This window comes from Marinobacter sp. DS40M6 (assembly GCF_028581595.1).
Taxonomy (GTDB): Bacteria; Pseudomonadota; Gammaproteobacteria; order Pseudomonadales; family Oleiphilaceae; genus Marinobacter; species Marinobacter salarius.
Genome location: NZ_JAFCAE010000001.1, coordinates 432,354 through 449,427 on the forward strand (window position 1 = coordinate 432,354; position 17,074 = coordinate 449,427).

The 17,074-nt window shown below is 58.9% G+C and carries 17 protein-coding genes; 4 read left to right on the top strand and 13 right to left on the bottom strand.

Features of this window, described 5'->3' with window-relative positions; all coding sequences use genetic code 11:
• Positions 1–18: 18 nt before the first annotated feature.
• Genes JJO78_RS01895 through JJO78_RS01905 form a run of 3 tightly spaced genes read right to left on the bottom strand, consistent with a single transcriptional unit; the run spans position 19 to position 3,025 of the window.
• A complete protein-coding gene (locus JJO78_RS01895; RefSeq protein WP_075196344.1) occupies positions 19–1,065 on the bottom strand; it encodes a FecCD family ABC transporter permease in 1,047 nt (348 codons plus the stop codon).
• Positions 1,062–2,066, bottom strand: coding sequence for a FecCD family ABC transporter permease (locus JJO78_RS01900; RefSeq protein ID WP_075196343.1), 1,005 nt, complete (start codon positions 2,064–2,066; stop codon positions 1,062–1,064). Before JJO78_RS01900 ends, JJO78_RS01895 begins: the two co-directional genes overlap by 4 nt.
• A complete protein-coding gene (locus JJO78_RS01905; RefSeq protein WP_075196342.1) occupies positions 2,060–3,025 on the bottom strand; it encodes an ABC transporter substrate-binding protein in 966 nt (321 codons plus the stop codon). The genes JJO78_RS01900 and JJO78_RS01905 overlap by 7 nt, the downstream gene beginning before the upstream one ends.
• 111 nt (positions 3,026–3,136) lie before the next feature.
• Between JJO78_RS01905 and JJO78_RS01910 the strand changes: the two genes are divergently transcribed.
• Positions 3,137–4,003 carry an ABC transporter ATP-binding protein gene (locus tag JJO78_RS01910; RefSeq protein ID WP_075196341.1) on the top strand — a complete coding sequence of 289 codons (867 nt, stop codon included), beginning with the start codon at positions 3,137–3,139 and terminating at the stop codon, positions 4,001–4,003.
• On the top strand, positions 4,000–4,917 hold the full coding sequence (locus tag JJO78_RS01915) for a sucrase ferredoxin (RefSeq protein WP_075196340.1): 918 nt from the start codon (positions 4,000–4,002) through the stop codon (positions 4,915–4,917). The genes JJO78_RS01910 and JJO78_RS01915 overlap by 4 nt, the downstream gene beginning before the upstream one ends.
• Before the next feature lie 33 nt (positions 4,918–4,950).
• Here JJO78_RS01915 and JJO78_RS01920 read toward each other — a convergent pair whose 3' ends face one another.
• Positions 4,951–7,038 (bottom strand): TonB-dependent receptor, encoded by a 2,088-nt coding sequence (locus JJO78_RS01920; protein ID WP_075196339.1) that lies wholly within the window; start codon positions 7,036–7,038, stop codon positions 4,951–4,953.
• A 170-nt stretch (positions 7,039–7,208) separates the two neighbouring features.
• Between JJO78_RS01920 and JJO78_RS01925 the strand changes: the two genes are divergently transcribed.
• A complete protein-coding gene (locus JJO78_RS01925; RefSeq protein WP_226909996.1) occupies positions 7,209–8,051 on the top strand; it encodes a DUF547 domain-containing protein in 843 nt (280 codons plus the stop codon).
• A 26-nt stretch (positions 8,052–8,077) separates the two neighbouring features.
• Here the strand turns inward: JJO78_RS01925 and JJO78_RS01930 are convergent, their stop codons facing one another.
• The 9 genes from JJO78_RS01930 to JJO78_RS01970 form a co-directional block, all read right to left on the bottom strand.
• The gene (locus JJO78_RS01930) at positions 8,078–8,824 is read right to left on the bottom strand and encodes an amino acid ABC transporter ATP-binding protein (protein ID WP_036201846.1); all 747 of its coding nucleotides are present in this window, start codon (positions 8,822–8,824) and stop codon (positions 8,078–8,080) included.
• Positions 8,821–9,495, bottom strand: coding sequence for an amino acid ABC transporter permease (locus tag JJO78_RS01935; protein ID WP_075196337.1), 675 nt, complete (start codon positions 9,493–9,495; stop codon positions 8,821–8,823). The genes JJO78_RS01930 and JJO78_RS01935 overlap by 4 nt, the downstream gene beginning before the upstream one ends.
• A gap of 26 nt (positions 9,496–9,521) precedes the next feature.
• Positions 9,522–10,277 (bottom strand): amino acid ABC transporter substrate-binding protein, encoded by a 756-nt coding sequence (locus JJO78_RS01940; protein WP_075196336.1) that lies wholly within the window; start codon positions 10,275–10,277, stop codon positions 9,522–9,524.
• Positions 10,278–10,336: 59 nt separating this feature from the next.
• On the bottom strand, positions 10,337–11,671 hold the full coding sequence (locus JJO78_RS01945; protein WP_075196335.1) for a DsbA family protein: 1,335 nt from the start codon (positions 11,669–11,671) through the stop codon (positions 10,337–10,339).
• Between the two features lie 18 nt (positions 11,672–11,689).
• Positions 11,690–12,361 carry a TVP38/TMEM64 family protein gene (locus tag JJO78_RS01950; protein ID WP_041332810.1) on the bottom strand — a complete coding sequence of 224 codons (672 nt, stop codon included), beginning with the start codon at positions 12,359–12,361 and terminating at the stop codon, positions 11,690–11,692.
• Complete coding sequence (locus JJO78_RS01955; protein WP_041332814.1) at positions 12,358–13,110, bottom strand: YiiX/YebB-like N1pC/P60 family cysteine hydrolase; 753 nt, start codon at positions 13,108–13,110, stop codon at positions 12,358–12,360. Before JJO78_RS01955 ends, JJO78_RS01950 begins: the two co-directional genes overlap by 4 nt.
• Before the next feature lie 81 nt (positions 13,111–13,191).
• On the bottom strand, positions 13,192–13,602 hold the full coding sequence (locus JJO78_RS01960) for a hypothetical protein (RefSeq protein WP_007154865.1): 411 nt from the start codon (positions 13,600–13,602) through the stop codon (positions 13,192–13,194).
• A 147-nt stretch (positions 13,603–13,749) separates the two neighbouring features.
• A complete protein-coding gene (locus tag JJO78_RS01965) occupies positions 13,750–14,013 on the bottom strand; it encodes a zf-HC2 domain-containing protein (protein WP_041332818.1) in 264 nt (87 codons plus the stop codon).
• Positions 14,007–14,627, bottom strand: a complete 621-nt coding sequence (locus JJO78_RS01970) for an RNA polymerase sigma factor (RefSeq protein WP_007154863.1) — start codon at positions 14,625–14,627, stop codon at positions 14,007–14,009. Before JJO78_RS01970 ends, JJO78_RS01965 begins: the two co-directional genes overlap by 7 nt.
• A gap of 219 nt (positions 14,628–14,846) precedes the next feature.
• Between JJO78_RS01970 and JJO78_RS01975 the strand changes: the two genes are divergently transcribed.
• Positions 14,847–17,036, top strand: coding sequence for an FAD-dependent oxidoreductase (locus JJO78_RS01975; RefSeq protein WP_075196334.1), 2,190 nt, complete (start codon positions 14,847–14,849; stop codon positions 17,034–17,036).
• The last annotated feature ends 38 nt before the right edge of the window (positions 17,037–17,074 follow it).

A 17,074-nucleotide genomic window follows, 5' to 3' on the forward strand; every position in this document is an offset into this window, starting at 1 on the left:
TGCTCCGGGCTTTTACTGTCACCCCAGTTCCCGCCTGAGTCGGTACAGCAGGTACACGAAGAAGGGCGCACCGATGCCCGCAACGAAAATGCCGGCCGGTAGATCCCTGGGTATGAACGCTACCCGACCCACCCAGTCCGCATAGAGAAGAATCAACGCGCCGACCAGCGCCGCGATGGGCAACAGCCCCGTGTGGCCACTGTTGACGAGTTGTCGCGCCATGTGTGGCGCAATCAGGCCGATGAACCCGACCGCCCCGGCATAGGCCACGGCAGAGCCGGCGAGGGCCACTGCCAGCATCAGGAACAGCAAACGATGGCCCTGTAGGGCGCTACCCAGGCCCAGCGCCATATCTTCCCCCATGGATTGTGCATCGAGGTGTCTGAGCTTGATCAGCGCCAGGGGCCAGCACACCATCAGCCAGGGAGCCAGGGCGGTGACGTCGTGCCACTGCGAGGCGTAGAGGCTGCCAGTGAGCCAGATATAGGCGTTCATTGCGGTGGCATCGGGGCTCAGGACCAACAGCAGGGTGGTCACTGCGGTCAGCCCGGCTGCCAGCCCGACGCCCACCAGCACCAGCCTGGCGGGGCTGATCCCCCCCTGCCAGGCCAGGGCCGTAATGCCCAGGGCCACGGCAAAGGCGCCCCCCATGGCGACGGGCGCCAGTAACAGCGAGGTACCGGTGACACCTCCGAGCCAGAGAAACAGCACCGCTGCGGCCGACGCCCCACTGGTGATGCCAATGACATCCGGTGACGCCAGCGGGTTTCTCACCAGACCTTGCAGGATGAGACCGGCTGAGCCCAGAGCAGCGCCCACCAGTATGGCCATGAGTATTCTGGGCAGGCGAATTTCCAGAATAATCAGTGCCAGCTCTGACTGATCCGGGGCGGCCAGGGTGGCGAGTACGTCTGTAACCGAGGTGGGATGGCTGCCGGATGTAAGCGCGAGAACACTGCTGACAGCCAGTAACACTGCGAGCACACTGGTGACCACCAGAACCCTGGTATTGAGTTTGATCGACCAGTGGTCGTTACGGGAGCGAAGTATCAGGGTTCGGCTCACGATACTTTCCTCACGTGTCGGGCGAGATGGAGGAACAGCGGTGTGCCCAGCAGCGCTGTCATGACTCCCACGGGAATCTCCTGGGGTGGTATCACCAGCCTGGCGAGGGTGTCGGCTGCCAGCAGCAGCGTGGCGCCAATAATGGCCGACAGGGGTAGCAGCCAGCGATGATCCGTGCCAAAGAGGCCACGAGCCATGTGTGGCACGATCAGGCCGACAAAGCCGATCAGCCCCGCCATGGCCACCGAAGTGCCTGCCAGGACAATCACCACCAGACCGATCAACAATCGCACCTGCCCTACTCTGAGCCCCAGGCCGCGGATGACCTCATCGTCCAGCCCGAGCAGGTTCAGTTGCCGGGACAATAGCAACGCGAGGATCAGGGCGCCGCCGAACAGCGGCAACAATGGCGCTATCGCATCCAGGTCGCGCCCTGAAACGGAACCCGCCAGCCAGAACAGGATGCTTTCGAAACGGTCCTGGTTGAGGATCAGCAACCCCTGGGCAAAGGAGACAAACAGCGCTGTCACCGCGACGCCGGCGAGCACCGTGCGCACGGGCGAAACACCGCGCCCGGCTTCCTGCCCCAGGAAATACACCAGCACGGCGGCCGTGGCGGCGCCGGTAAAGGCGGCCCATACCAGTTGCGATGGCGAGGTCAGCGAAAACAGCGTGGCGCCGACAACCACGAAAAACATGGCGCCGGCATTGATGCCGAGAATGCCGGGTGACGCCAGTGGGTTGCGGGTCAGCGTCTGCATCAGCGCTCCGGCAATGGCCAGGCCGGCACCTACGACCACGGAGGTCACGGTTCGCGAAAAGCGTTCCGAGTGAATGACCAGATGTTCGAGGGATCCGGGATCGTAGTCCGTCAGGCTGTTGATCAGCATCTCCAGTGACACAGGAATGTGTCCGAATATCAGGCTTGATACCGTCGCGGCCAGCAGCAGTCCCAGGCAGAGTATGGCGCCCAGCGTTTTTGCCGGTGGGGTGGTCAGCATCGTGGGCACCCCTGATGTTCAGGTTGGTGAAGGTCGTAGTGCTGGTAGAGTTCGTCCAGCATCCGATTGGCGGCAATAATACCAGCGCCCATGTTCCAGGTGACCGGGTCCACCTGATAGACGTCGTTTTGCCGCACGGCCTTCAGGTTTTTCCATAGGGGGTGGCTGGACCAGGTGTTGAACGTGCGCTGAACGGCGGGATCGTCCTCCATGAAGATGAAGACGGCTTCGGCGTCCATGGCCGGGATGCTTTCCTGGCTGGTGAGTTTTATGCCCCAGCTTTCCTGGCGATGGGAGGCTGGGGCGGAGAAGCCAAGCTCGTCCAGCACGGAGCGGGCGAAGCCGCCATAGTAGATGCGGGCATGGTCGGCCCGAAAGCTCAGGATTGCCACCTCCTGAGGCCACTGTTCACCCAGCTTTTGGCGGATGCGGGTTCTGAAATCCGCAACCCGTTCCTGCCAGCGCTTCAGCAATTCCTCACCGCGAGCCGTGCGGCCGGTGGCCTTTGCCATCATCGTAAGCAGCGCCTTGAAGTCGTAGACATCGCCCGGTATGACCGTGGGCGCGATGCGCTCCAGCAGGGGGTAGACGGTGCGATGCCGGTTTCTGGCGCCGACAATCAGGTCCGGCGACAGCCAGGCGATGCGCTCCAGGTCAGGCTGGGTTTCAAGTCCCAGATAGGTCACGCCCTGAAGGTCTTCACGCAGATACTGATACATCGGCTTTTCGGTCCAGGACTCCACCACGCCTATGGGTTCGATCCCCAGCGCCACAGCGGTATCGGTGGCGCCCTGATACAGGGATATCACGCGATCTGGCCGGCCCGTGATGGTTGCTTCACCAAGGGCATGCTCCACGGTGGTTACCGGAGTAGTTGGGATGGTAGCGATGGCAGCGATTGCTGCGGGGAATTGAAAGAAGCAGGTAACGAGCAGCAGGAAGCTGGCGTAGCGGTGCATGATAAATCCGGTTGTTTAGCGGACAGCAACTATGGGCTGATTTGATGGGGTCAATTTGATAATGAGAATGGGAGATAATATCATCTGACTTCACTCGAAAGCGACTCTAATATGCCCCTGAATCGACATTCCCCATCCCCGGATTACGATCGCCAGCCGCGACTGCGGGGTGACTCAGTGTGCGCGGGATACGACGGCCGGCAGGTGCTGACGGACGTGGATTTCACGGTGCGTGAGGGCAGTGTCACCGTTCTGTTGGGACCGAATGGCTCGGGCAAGTCCACCCTGCTGAAAACCCTGGCCCGAACTCTGGCCCCCAGCGCCGGCAAGGTGTTTCTTGACGGCAGCGATATCCATCGTCAGCCCACCCGCACCGTCGCGCAACGGCTCGGAATACTGCCACAGAGCCCCACCGCACCGGATGGGCTGACTGTCAGGGAGTTGGTAGGGCTTGGACGTTTCCCCTATCAGAGCCTGATGCGCCAGTGGTCCCGGCGCGACGAAGCCGCTGTTGAGGAGGCCATGAGGGTGGCTGATGTTGCGACGTTTGCCGACCGGCCGGTGGATGCGCTCAGTGGCGGGCAGCGTCAACGCTGCTGGATTGCCATGGTGCTGGCCCAGGAAACCGATCTGCTTTTGCTTGATGAACCCACCACGTTTCTGGACCTGAAGGTACAGGTGGACCTGCTGGAACTGCTGGTATCCCTGGCGCACACACAGGGGCGGACGCTGTTGGTAGTGCTCCACGACCTCAACCTGGCGGCGGCCTACGCCGACCGGCTGGTAATGATGAAGGCGGGCCGGATTCTGCACGACGGCCCACCGGAGACCGTGTTTACCGCCGACAACCTCAAGCAGGTGTTTGATCTTGATGCCCAGGTCATCCGTGAACCTTTGGCGGGCCGGCCTGTTTGTGTGCCGGTAAAACGAACCGTGGCAGAGACTGCTTCCTTCACCTCGCCGGCGGCAACGGCATGAGTGCCTCCGTCCATCGGTTCTGTACTGTCGACAGTATTGAGGCCGGCGATCCTCTTGCCGGCACAGCAACCCATGCCGAGAGCAATCTGCTGATCAGTTGGCCGCGGCCGAAGTGGTCGCGAAGCCTGCGAATCGCCCGTGATATGGATGACGACCTGGCATCACGGATCAATCGTCTTGCGGCCAGTGGACGGCGGGTGAACCTGATTCACCAGCGTGGTCGTCCGGAGCACAGTCACCGGCTTTACCTGTTGCCGGAAGGCCGCAGCTTTGACGTTGAGCGGCGTGACCTGCCGGCGTTTCTGGAGGCCCTGGCGTCCGGCAACGACCTGAGTGGGTGGGCCGGCGCAGCGATGACCGACTCCCTGGTGCTGTGTTGCACCCATGGCCGCAAGGACAAGTGCTGTGCCAAGTTTGGATATGCGACCTATCAGGAGCTCGCCCGTACAGTCGCAGACCGGGACCTGCCGTTTGAGGTCTGGGAAAGTTCCCATCTGGGCGGATGCCGGCTTGCGGCGAGCATCATGGTGTTCCCGTCCATGCGTAAATACGGCCGCGTTGCGCCGGAACAGGTGCTGCCTTTTCTGCAGCATGAGGCAGATGGCCTTCCCTACCTGCCCTGTTATCGTGGCCAGTCGCTGCTGACGCCTGCCCAACAGTGCGCTGAAATCTCCGCCCTGGAGTGGCTTTCTGACAGAAACATTTGTGCGGCACTGTCAGTTGGTCCGGAAGCTTCCTGTGATGACAGCAAGGAGGTTGTGGTGCAAGTGGACTGGGCGTCGAATGATGATTCCGGGGCACTGACAGCCCGATGCGGCACCATGGAGGTCGTGCGCGTCGATACCTGTGCGGACCTGGACGAGGGCCCTACGGCGTCGCTTTGCTGGGTGGTAAAAAACATAAGGCCGCTTTGAGCGGCCTTATGTGTGGTTCTGCCAGTCTTCCGTTTACCAGTCGACCCCGTAACTGACCATCACCGATCGGCCGGGTGCAGTGGTGTACTGGGTGTCGAAATTGTAGATCTGCGAGATCACCGGGAAGTAATCCTCATTCAGCAGATTGTTGATGGCCAGGGTGATATCCCCGTTGCCGGTCCGCCAGGTGCTGGTCAGATCCAGAACCGTGAAGGACTCCACCTCGCCCTGGCCAAAACCGCTACCGCTAAAGCGGTCGCGATCACCCACGACCATGGCCTGCAGGCGATTGCTCCAGCGCGCAGTAGTATCGTGTTCCACATAGCCGGTGAGCTTGAGTGGTGAAATCCGGTTGCCGGCAAGATAGGTGTCGTAGCTGCCATCATCGTCAGAATCGACTTTGCCTTCCATCCAGGTGAAGGTGCCGCCGGCACTCAGGTCGCGGGTGGGATAGGTGTTGAGCTCTGCCTCGAAACCGTAGATACGTTCAGGGCTGCGCAGCACGGGAATGGGCTCGTTGGCGTTGGCTGCCGCAAGGCTGGTTCCCAGTTCCGACTCACTGTAGAACAGCGTCAGTGCAAGATCGGCGCGATCCCAGACGGCCTCGGTGCCAACCTCGTAGTTGTCGACCACCTGTGGCTCAGGGCGGATCTGATCCAGCGATGTGCCCTGCTGGGGCTGGCGCAGGGTGCGGCCAATCTCCGGCACCGTGAAGCCCTGAGAGAAGCTGGCGGTGGCTGCCCAGACATCGTTCACCTGGTATCGGGCCCCGGTATTGAAGACCGTTTCGCTGTACTCCAGCTCACCGCCTTCGACGTCTGCACCAAACACCGTGGTGTAGTCGTCCACCTCGAACCAGAATTTTTCGTAGCGGACACCAGCATTAACGGTCCACTTCGGATTCAGCCGAAGTTCCGCCTGCAGGAACGGCGCCACACTGTTCTGGTCCATTTCAGGTACGAACGTCCGCCCGTCTTCCAGGGGCTGGGCCGTGGTTTCCATCAGGGTGTCCAGGCCCCAGAGCAACTTGGCGCCAGACATGACGTCAAACGGCGTTTCAAAGTCCAGACGGGAGCCGATGCGCTCCGATTCGGTCAGCGACTGTCCACCGCCGGGATAGAAGGTGGCGAAGTACCCGAATCGGGTCATGTAGTCGCGATAATACAGCTGCGCACCCAGTGAGGTATTGCCGAACAGTTGCTGGTCGCTGTAGGTCAGGTTCACGTTCAGGTTTTCAGTGCCCTGATCCTCGCCGCCCGGGTCGCCTTTGACGGCGCGGGTTTTCTGCTCGCCGTACACGCCCGCTTCAAGGACGTAATTGGTGTCCTGCTTGATGTCGTAGTAGCTGGTGGTCAGTTCCAGGCGCTTGTCGGCGTCCAGGTCGAAGCCGAGCTTTGCCAGCACGTCGAACTCGCGGGAGTCGGCAATGCCACCCTGGCCGTTCGGGTCCGGCGGGATGCGGTCGCCATCGGCATCGAAGACATTAGCGCGTTTTTCGTAGGAGCCTCGGAGCTGGTAGTCAAGGGCTCCTGAGCCACCGGTCACGCTCTGGGATAGCCCGAATTGTTCGCTGTCCTTGATGTGCTCGGTCGAGAAACCACCATTCAGTTCGGTGCGGTATAGGGGGGCGCCTTTCTCGTTCTTGCGGGTGATGATGTTGATGATGCCGCCGGTACCGCCAAAGCCGTACACACCATTGGAGCCCCGGATCACTTCGATGCGCTCGATCGATGACGGGTCAATGGAGTTCAGGGAATGAAGCCCGTCGCGCAGGCTGATGGTCTGGGGGATGCCGTCAATCAGTACGAACAGGTTTCGGCCACGCAGCGTCTGCGCCACACTGGTTAAACCGTGGGTAGAGGGCGACAGGCCTGGAACGGTTTTGGCCAGAATATCGCCCACGTTGCCACCCAATGAGGACTGTTTGTCGATGGCGTCGCGGTCAACCACGGTGACCGCACCGGGGTTAACGTTGAGGGAGTCGAGACCGCGAGTGGCGGTTACTTCAAGTGTATCAAGAGATTTCGGTGCCTGATCGGTGCCTTCCTGAGCAGTTGCGGTTGTGGCGCATCCAAGCGCGAAGATCAGGGAATAGCGAAGAGGGTTGGGTTGTTTGAGCATGGTTCTCGGCACCTGATGGTTGTTTTTCGTCACGATGCGGAAACTAAACTAAATGTAATCGATTATCAATACTAATTGCATTGTAACAATGGCCGGCTTTTCGTGTCGGTGAAAGAGCAAAGTCGATGAACCTGTAGACCTTCGGAACCTTTAGACCTGTGGAGAGTGACGTGAACAAACCTGGACGATTGATAGGCCTGATGATGTTCGCCGTCATCATGCCGGTGACCGCTGCCGCCGCTGAAGCAACGTTTGACCCGTTTCAGCGTCTGCTAACACAGTACCTGACAGAGTCGACAACGACCGACGGTGGCCTGGTTTCTGCATTTGACTATGAGGCGGCCCTGGCCTCATCGCAGACCGACGGCCTGCTGGCGGATCAGCGTGACCGCCTTGCAGATTTCGATACCGGCACCCTCGATGGCGAGGCTGAATCCGTCGCCTTCTGGCTCAACGCCTATAATTTCTTCATGATCGACCAGATCCTGACTGAGCGACCGGACGGAGAACTCGTCGACTCGGTCTGGGACTACGGCGGTCGCGTCAATCCCTTTGTGGACAGTGTTTTTGACCGGGAAAAGTTTGAGATAGGCGGACAGGAATACAGCCTGAACCAGATGGAGAAGGATATCCTTCTTGGGGAGGAATACGCAGATAAAGGGTGGAAAGACGCGCGGGTACACTTCGCGGTGAATTGTGCGTCCGTTGGCTGCCCGCCATTGCGGGAGACTGTCTACACGGCTGACAATCTGGAAAACCTGCTGGCAGAGAATACCCGGCGTGCGTTCAATACGGATCGGCATCTGAGGATCGATACTGATACAGCGTATGTCACCGAACTGTTCAAGTGGTACGCGACGGATTTCGAAGAGGCATCGGGAACACCAAAGGCGTTTATCAGGGCCTGGGCGGATGCGTCAGTGGCGAGTCGCGTCGCGCAAACGTCTGCGATGGAGTACATCGATTACGACTGGGCGCTTAACAAGCCCGACAATTTTTCTGAATTCCGATAATCGGTGTTGGTCGGCCCGACCGCCGTTCATACCGGATTGGTGGCCAGGATTTTCTTCAGAAAGTCCTTGGTTCGTGGGTCCTTGGGATTATGGAAAATCTCACTGGGAGGCCCCTGCTCCACGATTCGACCTCCGTCGATAAAGATCACACGGTCGGCCACGTCCCGCGCGAAGGACATTTCGTGGGTAACCACCATCATGGTCTGGCGTTCCGAGGCCAACTGTTTCATCAGCCCCAGCACTTCTTCCACCCACTCGGGGTCGAGTGACGAGGTGGGCTCGTCAAACAGGATGACTTCCGCGCCCGTTGCCATGGCACGGCCGATACCGACCCGCTGTTGCTGTCCGCCGGACATGGACGCCGGATAGGCATCTGCCTTGTCGGCGAGGCCGATCCGATCAAGTATCTCCCGTGCGCGCTGGTAGGCTTTTTCTTTCGGCCAGCGATCCACCACGAGCAACCGTTCCGCGATGTTCTGCAACGCGGTCTTGTTGGAGAACAGGGCATAGTTCTGGAAAACGAACGCGGTTCGCCGGCGCATGGAGAGAATGTCCGCGCGGCTGGCGCGGTTCACGTCCACGGTCAGATCACCCACGGTCATGGTGCCTTTGGTGGGTTGTTCCAGAAAGTTGACGCAGCGCAACAGGGTGGATTTTCCGGTCCCTGAGGGACCGATGATCACCACGATCTCACCTTCTTCGATGGCGAGATCGATGCCGTCGAGAACCACGGCCTTGCCAAAATGTTTGCTCAGTGATTCCAGTTTGATCATCGGCTGTAGGCCTTGTTCAGACGGATTTCCAGGTAGTGCTGAAGCTTGGAGAGCATCTCAACAACGATCCAGTACATGATGGCGGCAACAATGAAGGCCTCGAAGTACAGGAAACTGCCGGCGGCCTCTTTCTGGGTGGCACCCATCAGCTCGGTAACCCCCAGGGTAAATGCCAGGGAGGTGGCCTTGATCATGTCGATGAAGTAGTTCATCAGCGTGGGCAGTGCCACACGTGTGGCCTGGGGCAACACTATCCGTCGCATCAGCTGGCCGTTGGTCATGCCGATCGACAGGGCGGCTTCGGTCTGGCTGCGGTCCACACCCACGATGGCGGCACGTATCGATTCCGCCATGTACGCCGAAAAATGCATGGTCAGGCCCATGATGGTCGCCGTAACGCCGTCTATGACCGTCAATGCACTGACCAGTTGCGGCAGCCCGTAATAGAACAGGAACAACTGCACCAGCAGCGGAGTGCCCCGGAAAAAGGAAATGAACACGATGGTCAGCTGATTGAGCACCGGGATGCGCAGCACCCGGACGACGGCGAACAGGCAGGCAAGGATCAGCGCCAGCACCATCCCGACGCCGGCCAGTTGCAGGGTGAGGGGCAGGTACCCGAGCAACACAGGTACCAGCCCAAGCATGTATTCGACGTTCAACACGTCCATAGCGAGTCAGGCCTTGGTGGCGCCCCTCAGGGCTGGGTGATGTCGGTGCCGAACCACTTCTCTGAAATGGAGGCCAGGGTTCCGTTGTCACGCAGGGCTGTCAGGGCTGCGTTTACTTCATCACGCAGCGCTCGTCCGGCGTCCGTGTCGCGAAACGGGTAGGCGTTGGTGATCTGGGAGAACGTTGGGCCGGCGAGCTCCAGCGGCAGTGGCTTCTCCTTGATGATCTGGCTGGCACTGACCCGGTCCATAACGAAGGCGTCCACGCGACCCAGAGCGGTATCACGCTCCAGATTGCTCTCATAGGTTTTGATGTTGATTTGGTCTGCATAGGGCAGTTCCCGCAACAGGGCCTCGAAGTTGGAGCCCAGATTCACCGCGACGGTTTTACCCTTCAGATCTTCCACACCCTCGACCTCGGTGTTGCCTTCCTTGGTTACTACCTGAGCACCGTCATAGACATACGGTTCGCTGAAAATGTAGGCCTTCTGGCGCTCCTCGGTGATGGTGATCTGGTTGGCAACGGTGTCGATGCGCCCGGATTCCAACATGCCAAACAGGCCTGAGAAGTTGGCGGTCTGGTACTGGATTTCACGCCCCATTTCCTTGCCAATTGCGTTCATCACATCAACTTCAAACCCTTTGAGGGTATCCTGCTCCACAAAGGTAAACGGGAAATACTGGCCGGACATTCCGACTCTCAAGGGGTCTCCCTGGGCAAGAGCAGGAGCACTTACCATCATGGATACGATGATCAACGAATGAATCAATAGTGTTTTCATAGAACCTCCTTCCAGAGTTTGTCGCCTTCACGGCCCACGTTGGGACGAGCATGGAGTTATCATACGCGCCCTTGGCGTTTATTGAGAGTCGCGGTAGCCGCGACGATGCTCTTTTCGATCACCCACAACCGATCCTGCCCCCAACAGCTGACCTCCCCGTAACGGAAGCTGGGAACGCCCCATAGCCCGCAGTCATACATGGCTTTGCGGTTGTTTTCCGCCCACTCACGCCAGCTTTGATCGTTCAATAAAGCCTTGGCTTTCTGCCAGTCCAGGCCGGCTCGTTCGACGATTACTTTCAGACCGGCATCGGTTTCGGAGCGGATGCCTTCGGCATTGACGGCCCTGGCGTAGGCCAGCATGTAGTCGGTCTCGCGACCGAGTGAGCGGGCGTATTCGAACAAGGCATAGCATCTTTCCACGCCCGGCCCCAAAGGATCGGCGACGAAACCATACGGAATGCCCAGTTTGTTGGCTTCCCTTTTGGTGTCGTGGAAGATGTACCACTTTTTGGCATCCGGTACCGACTGCCCGCGCATCAACATGGGCAGAACCGGTTTCAGTTGAAGAGGAATATTCCACGCCTTGGCCAACTGGACTGCTCGCTCCAGGCCCAGATAGGAGTATGGGCTGCGGATGGAAAAGAAGACCTCAAGGGTGGTGGTCGCTCGATGGCCGTCAGCCGGGCTGGGGCTGCTACTCATCAAATCGGACCATGTGCGCGTGAAAAGGACCGCATCGGGGACGTCCCGGTTCAGTCCCTGTTCGTTTAGACGCCGCTCAAGATGATCCAGGCGGTCCACACCCCAGAACCATTCACCCAGGTACCTCGTCATGCTGCCTTGATAGTGCCCTAGCCTCCGGAGCAACCGTTCATTCTCGGACAGCTGTGCGTGGTCATACCTTGCGGGCGCTGTGTCCGGTGGCGAGCCGGAATGTGAATGCCATAGATCTTCCAGCACACGCACGGCGGTTATCAGCCCTTCACCGGTTTTTTCTGCATTGAGCAGACGGGCCGTGGCTGTCGTCAGTTCGGTCTCGGAGGGCGCCGTCGGCCGGTCTGGAGGCGTGAAGCCGTATAGTTGTGCGAGCCTTGTGGCGTCCTGTTGCGCCCAGGTGCGCCAGAGAGCCGGCTCGGGGTACATGTTGTCGTCCAGTTGCCAGACAGTATGGACCCGGAAACGCACATAAAAACGTTCCTGTAGCTGGATAAGCGCCTGCAACAGGGGCAGCCCAAATGGGTCTCGGGGGTTTACGAACACCTGGACAAGATCGCTCTCACCCCGCGTTTTTGCCCGTATGTTGTGAAGGGATCGTTGCAGAGCGTATCTGGGCGCACTGGAAAGGGCACGGGCGAGCCAGGGCATAACATCGGCTTTGACCGGACGGCGCATAAGGTCGTCTCTTTGTTGTTATTGGTTAAGTTGAAGCCAGCGCGCCAGCTGCGAGCCGGGGTTTCGGCTGATGGACCACGGCAACCATACCATCACTGCCAGGATAATCGCGCCTGCGGCGACGGTAAGTACCGGATTCAACGTGAACGTGTTCCCCAGGCCTGCAAACACCACCGTCATTGGCAGCATGCCAACGAAGGTGGCAATCGCAAAGCGCCAGGCGCGTATGGCAGTGACGCCGGCGGCGTAACTGATCAGGGCGAACGAGAAAACGGGTATCAGCCGGGTCAGCAGGATGGCAATGGTGAGAAAGCGTTGCGAGCCATCCCGTGCAAGCACAGGGTTGTCCGGAAAACGTTTGCAGATCACCTCGCGTCCGAGGCAACGGGCAACCCAGAACGCCGCCATGGCGCCCAGCAGGGCACCGGTTGCTGCAATGGCGGTTCCCTCAAGCACACCAAACGCCAGACCTGCGGTTGCACTGACCGGAAGTGTGGGAATCGGGCCTATCACAACCGCCATCGTCATCAGCAGCATCAGCAACAGTGGGCCGGCAGCCCCCTGGCTTTTCAGCCATTGTGCAAGGGCATCTGGAGACAGGTCCGCAGGTATTCCCAATATCTGCAGCAGCCACCAGGCACCTGCCAGGGCAGCCATTACCACAACAACGATGGCGATTCTCAGTGTCATTCCGCCCACCGGAACCCCCGGTAATCAAACCCCTGTTCCAGCGTGGGTTTAACGACGTCGAAATAGGGGGAGGCGTCGAAATCCCGGGGCGCAAATAGAGAATGGTGGCGAATCCGGAAGTACTCGCGCTTTTGCGCGTCGCAAGCCGGATCACCTTCTGATTCGGACAGGCTTACGGGCAGTATCGGGTAACGGAGGGCCTGGAATCCCTCGGCGATGAATGTGGAGCAGATCGCCCGCGTGGGATCACCGCTGCCAAGGGCCAGAAGCGAACGTCGGTAACGGGACGGTACCGGTGGCGTCGGGCACAGGTAGCGTGCCAGATCCCAGACGTTTTTCAGGTCGTACTGGTGGCCGAGCCGGCTTTTCGAGTAATCCACAAGCTTGTCGATATCATTGTCGGTGAGTCCGACCGGGCGACAGATGCGGGTATGGGTGTTGCGGTATGCCGACAGCGAAAGCGGGCGAATACCTTCCTCAAGATCCGCCTCGATCAGTACATGTGGCTCGCCATTGCCGGCGGCGCCAAGGCCCGCGTTCGGTCCCAGGTAAAGGGCGGCGTGCGACCAGGTTGACTGAGTCAGGTACTTGATGGCTACACTGATTCGCGTATTTCCCTCCACCAGTAAAACGTCGCCGGGCTGAAGAGTTTTTTCCAGGGCCTCCCAGGCGGAGGTGCGCACCGAGTGTTGGGTGACCTGCTTTGAAAGATAGGTGGTCAGGCGCCGTGACAGCCAGTTCAGTAGCATCGGTACTCCGGTTGTTGGCGGTAGGTTGATAGCAACAAGGACAAACAACCGGACTGACTGTTACAACGCCCTGGCGCCGTTTTACGCAGCAGTGGGAGCCGGTTGCCTCGAAAGCGTAAGCGTATCGTAATCACGAAGCAGATACAGCGCCGCGCATGCGGCGAGCATGGGCCAGGCCGCAAAGAACAGGAGGTTATCGAAAGGCTGCAGGTATTTCGCGAATGAGGACAGGGTGGAAGCACCGTGGAAGATCAGGAGTGCGCCGTAAGTCCAGGTTTTCAGAAGGCCAGCAACAAACATCAGTATCAGCACAAGTTGTGCGATGCCGATGAGGTAGACGGCTGTCTCGCCAAGGCCATCGAGCCCGTAGAATGAATCGAAAACCTTGATAGCGTGCTCGGGCTGAACCAGTTTATCCAGGGTCCAGACCAGAAAAACAACGAAAACACCAAGTCGAAGTAACAGCAGGGCAAGGGGTAACTGCTTGGGCATTCCATATCTCCTTTCGAATTTTGAATGATCGTTCCAGAGACAGAGCGGCGGTGTGGGAGTTCCATTGGCAAGCGAAAAGAGTGGTTCTGTCAGAGCCTGGTGTAACGTCCGGAAGGGGCGGGTGTCGTTAAACGAAAGCGAAGAGCATCACGGGTCCGACGTGTCGTTTCCGGAGTGCCGAGCGTTGAGCGACTCACTGACACGTTCGTCAATCCGGCGTACCAGATCTTCGTCCAGCTGCTGGCTCGAGTGGGCGTTCATAAGCTCTATGCTGGCCCGCAGGCTGCCAATGAAGCTACGACATCGACCGCACATCAGCAGGTGCATTTTCACAGACATTACTTTCCCGGTGCCCAGCTCACCGTCAATGTAATCGCTGGCGATGCGAGCCAGATCCCGGCACATTAACATTCGCCTGTCTCCTGAAATGTCTCAACCATCAGAAAGATTTTCTGCCGTGCCCGATGCAGGAGCACGCGCAGGTTAGAGGCGCTGACATCCAGAATGTTACACACGTCGTCGGATTTGTGCTGATGCGCTTCGTACAACATCAATGCTGATCGTTGTGTTTCCGGCAGTGCGGACAGGTGTCGATCAAGGCAGTCGCTCAGTGCACCGTTCTCCATCAGTGCCTGGGCGGACTCATTGGTTTTCAGGCTCGGCGGTGTGGCCCAGCGACCATTGGGCGCAAAGCGGGCGGCGAGGTCCGGGTCCAGCGCTTCCGAAAAATCCGCGTTCACTTCCCTCTTGGTCTTTCGGAGATGATTCTTGGCCCGGTTTGCCACGATACGGTGCAACCATGTCTTCAGGCCGGAACGGCCCTCAAATGTCTGAACGGCGTCGATAACCGTCACCCAGCAATCCTGGACAATTTCCTCTGCCGAGGCGTGATCAAGGTAAAAGCGGGCGACGGCCATCATGCCAGGGGTGTATAAACGCACAGCCTCGCGAAAGGCGCCCTGGTTCCCCGACTTCAGGCCGGTGATGAGGATGTCGTCGTCAGATTGGTGCGTTGTGGTTTCCATTCCGTATACCCCAGGACACCCGCGTTAGAGCGTTGTTATAAACATGTTATTGGACATCCAGAGCGGCCTGGACAATGGTATGTCTATAGTCGCAGCCATTAGTTCCAGTAATGATGAGTCACTGCTCAAAAAAATTTTAGACCCTGGCTGCTGTAACATCCAGCGCTTTGGCGTGTCTCTCAGAGCAACCGTTTTCACTTTTAATTTATGGATTTAGCTATGAACTCCAAAAAGCTCGTTTTGCTGCTGGTTATCGGTGTCGTGGTTGCACTGTTTGTCAGTTTTGGCGGTCACGAGATACTCACGCTGGAAAACCTGCAGAAACACCAGTCTGCCATTGAACAGTGGATCAATCAGAATTTGCTGGCGGCGGTGCTTGGGTTTGCTGGAGTGTATGTGGTGGTAACGGCGCTGTCGCTGCCCGGTGCCGCGATCATGACGCTGGCCGGCGGTGCCTTTTTCGGTAATGTCTATGGTCTGGTTGCAGTATCCATCGCATCGACCATCGGTGCCTCACTTGCGTTCCTGGTGGCCAGGTTTCTGATGCGGGATACCTTGCGGGAGAAGTACGCGGAAACCGTCGCAAAGATGGACCGTGGCATCAAAAAAGACGGTGCGTTCTATCTTGCCACCCTGCGTCTGGTACCGGTATTTCCGTTCTTCCTGATTAACCTGGCGATGGGCCTGACCGCCATGAAGCTGAAGACCTACGCTCTGGTGAGCTGGGCGGCGATGCTGCCGGGTACCTTTGTGTATGTAAACGCCGGCACTCAGCTGTCGACGATTGAAACCACCAGCGACATTGTGTCCGCCAATATTCTGCTGTCTTTCGCGCTGTTGGGGGTGTTCCCGCTGATCGCCAAGTTTGTTGTCGGTTTCATTCGCAAGCGCCGGGTGTACGCCGGCTGGCAGAAACCAGAGTCGTTTAATTACAACCTGCTGGTGATTGGCGGTGGCTCGGCGGGCCTGGTGTCGGCGTACATTGCCGCAGCGGTTAAGGCCAAGGTGGCGCTGATCGAGAAAGACAAAATGGGCGGAGACTGCCTCAACACCGGTTGCGTACCGTCCAAGGCGCTGATTCGCAGTGCCAAGGCGGCCGACACCCTGCGCCAGGCGAATCGTTATGGCCTGGAGTCGGTACCGGTAAAAGGCTCCTTTGCCAATATCATGGCGAGGGTGAAAGAAGTCATCGCCAAGGTGGAACCCCACGACTCGCCCGAGCGCTTCCGCAAACTGGGTGTTGACTGCATCTCCGGTACCGCCAGCTTCGTATCGCCCTGGGAGCTGGAAGTGGTCCATAGCGACGGTCACACCGAGCGCCTGACCGCGCGCAGTATTGTGGTGGCCACTGGGGGCAAGCCGGCAGTGCCGCCCATTCCCGGTTTGGCGGACATGGAGCCGCTGACATCGGACAATCTATGGTCCCTGCAGACCCAGCCTGAGCGCTTGCTGGTACTTGGTGGCGGCCCCATTGGCTCGGAACTGGCCCATGCCTTTGCGAGGCTTGGCAGCAAGGTGATCCAGGTGGAAATGGGCGAGCGTTTGCTGGCCAAGGAAGACGCCGATGTCTCCGAGGTCATCCGGAAACAGTTTGAACAGGATGGCATTGATCTGCGGCTTAACCACGCCGCCAAGGAGTTCGCTGTCGAGGACGGAGAAAAGGTGGCCTACTGCGAGTTCAACGGCGAGCGCGTGAGGATCGTGTTTGACCAGGTTCTGGTTGCTGTTGGTCGTGCCGCTCGAACTGACGGCCTGGGGCTGGAAAAGATAGGGGTGGAAACCCTGCCCAATGGCACTGTGCCAGTGGCAGAAGACATGAGTATGCGCTTCCCCAACGTCTTCGCCTGTGGCGATGTGGCCGGGCCCTATCAGTTTACCCACGCGGCGGCTCACCAGGCCTGGTACGCGGCAGTGAACGGTCTGTTTGGCGAGTTCAAGCGTTTCCAGGTGGATTACCGGGTGATGCCCTGGGTGACCTTTACCTCGCCGGAAGTGGCCAGGGTCGGCCTTAGCGAGGCCGAAGCCAAGGAAAAAGGTGTGGCTTACGAAGTCACCCGCTATGGCCTGGACGACCTGGATCGTGCCATTGCTGAGAGTGAGGATTACGGTTTTATCAAGGTGCTCACGCCGCCAGGGAAGGACAAGATTCTGGGTGCCGTCGTGGTCGGTGTGCACGCCGGCGAGATACTGGCCGAGTTCACCCTGGCCATGAAGCACGGCCTGGGCCTGAACAAAATTCTGGGCACTATCCACCCTTACCCGACCTGGAACGAATCAGCCAAGTATGCCGCTGGAGAGTGGAAGCGCGAACACGCACCCCAGGGCATTCTCAAACTGCTTGAGAAACTTCACGGCTGGCGCCGTGGCAAACAGACCGGCGACAAGGCCGGCCGGGAAGTAACAACGTAAAACAGAATAAGTGCAGGTGTTACAGGGCCTGCACCTTT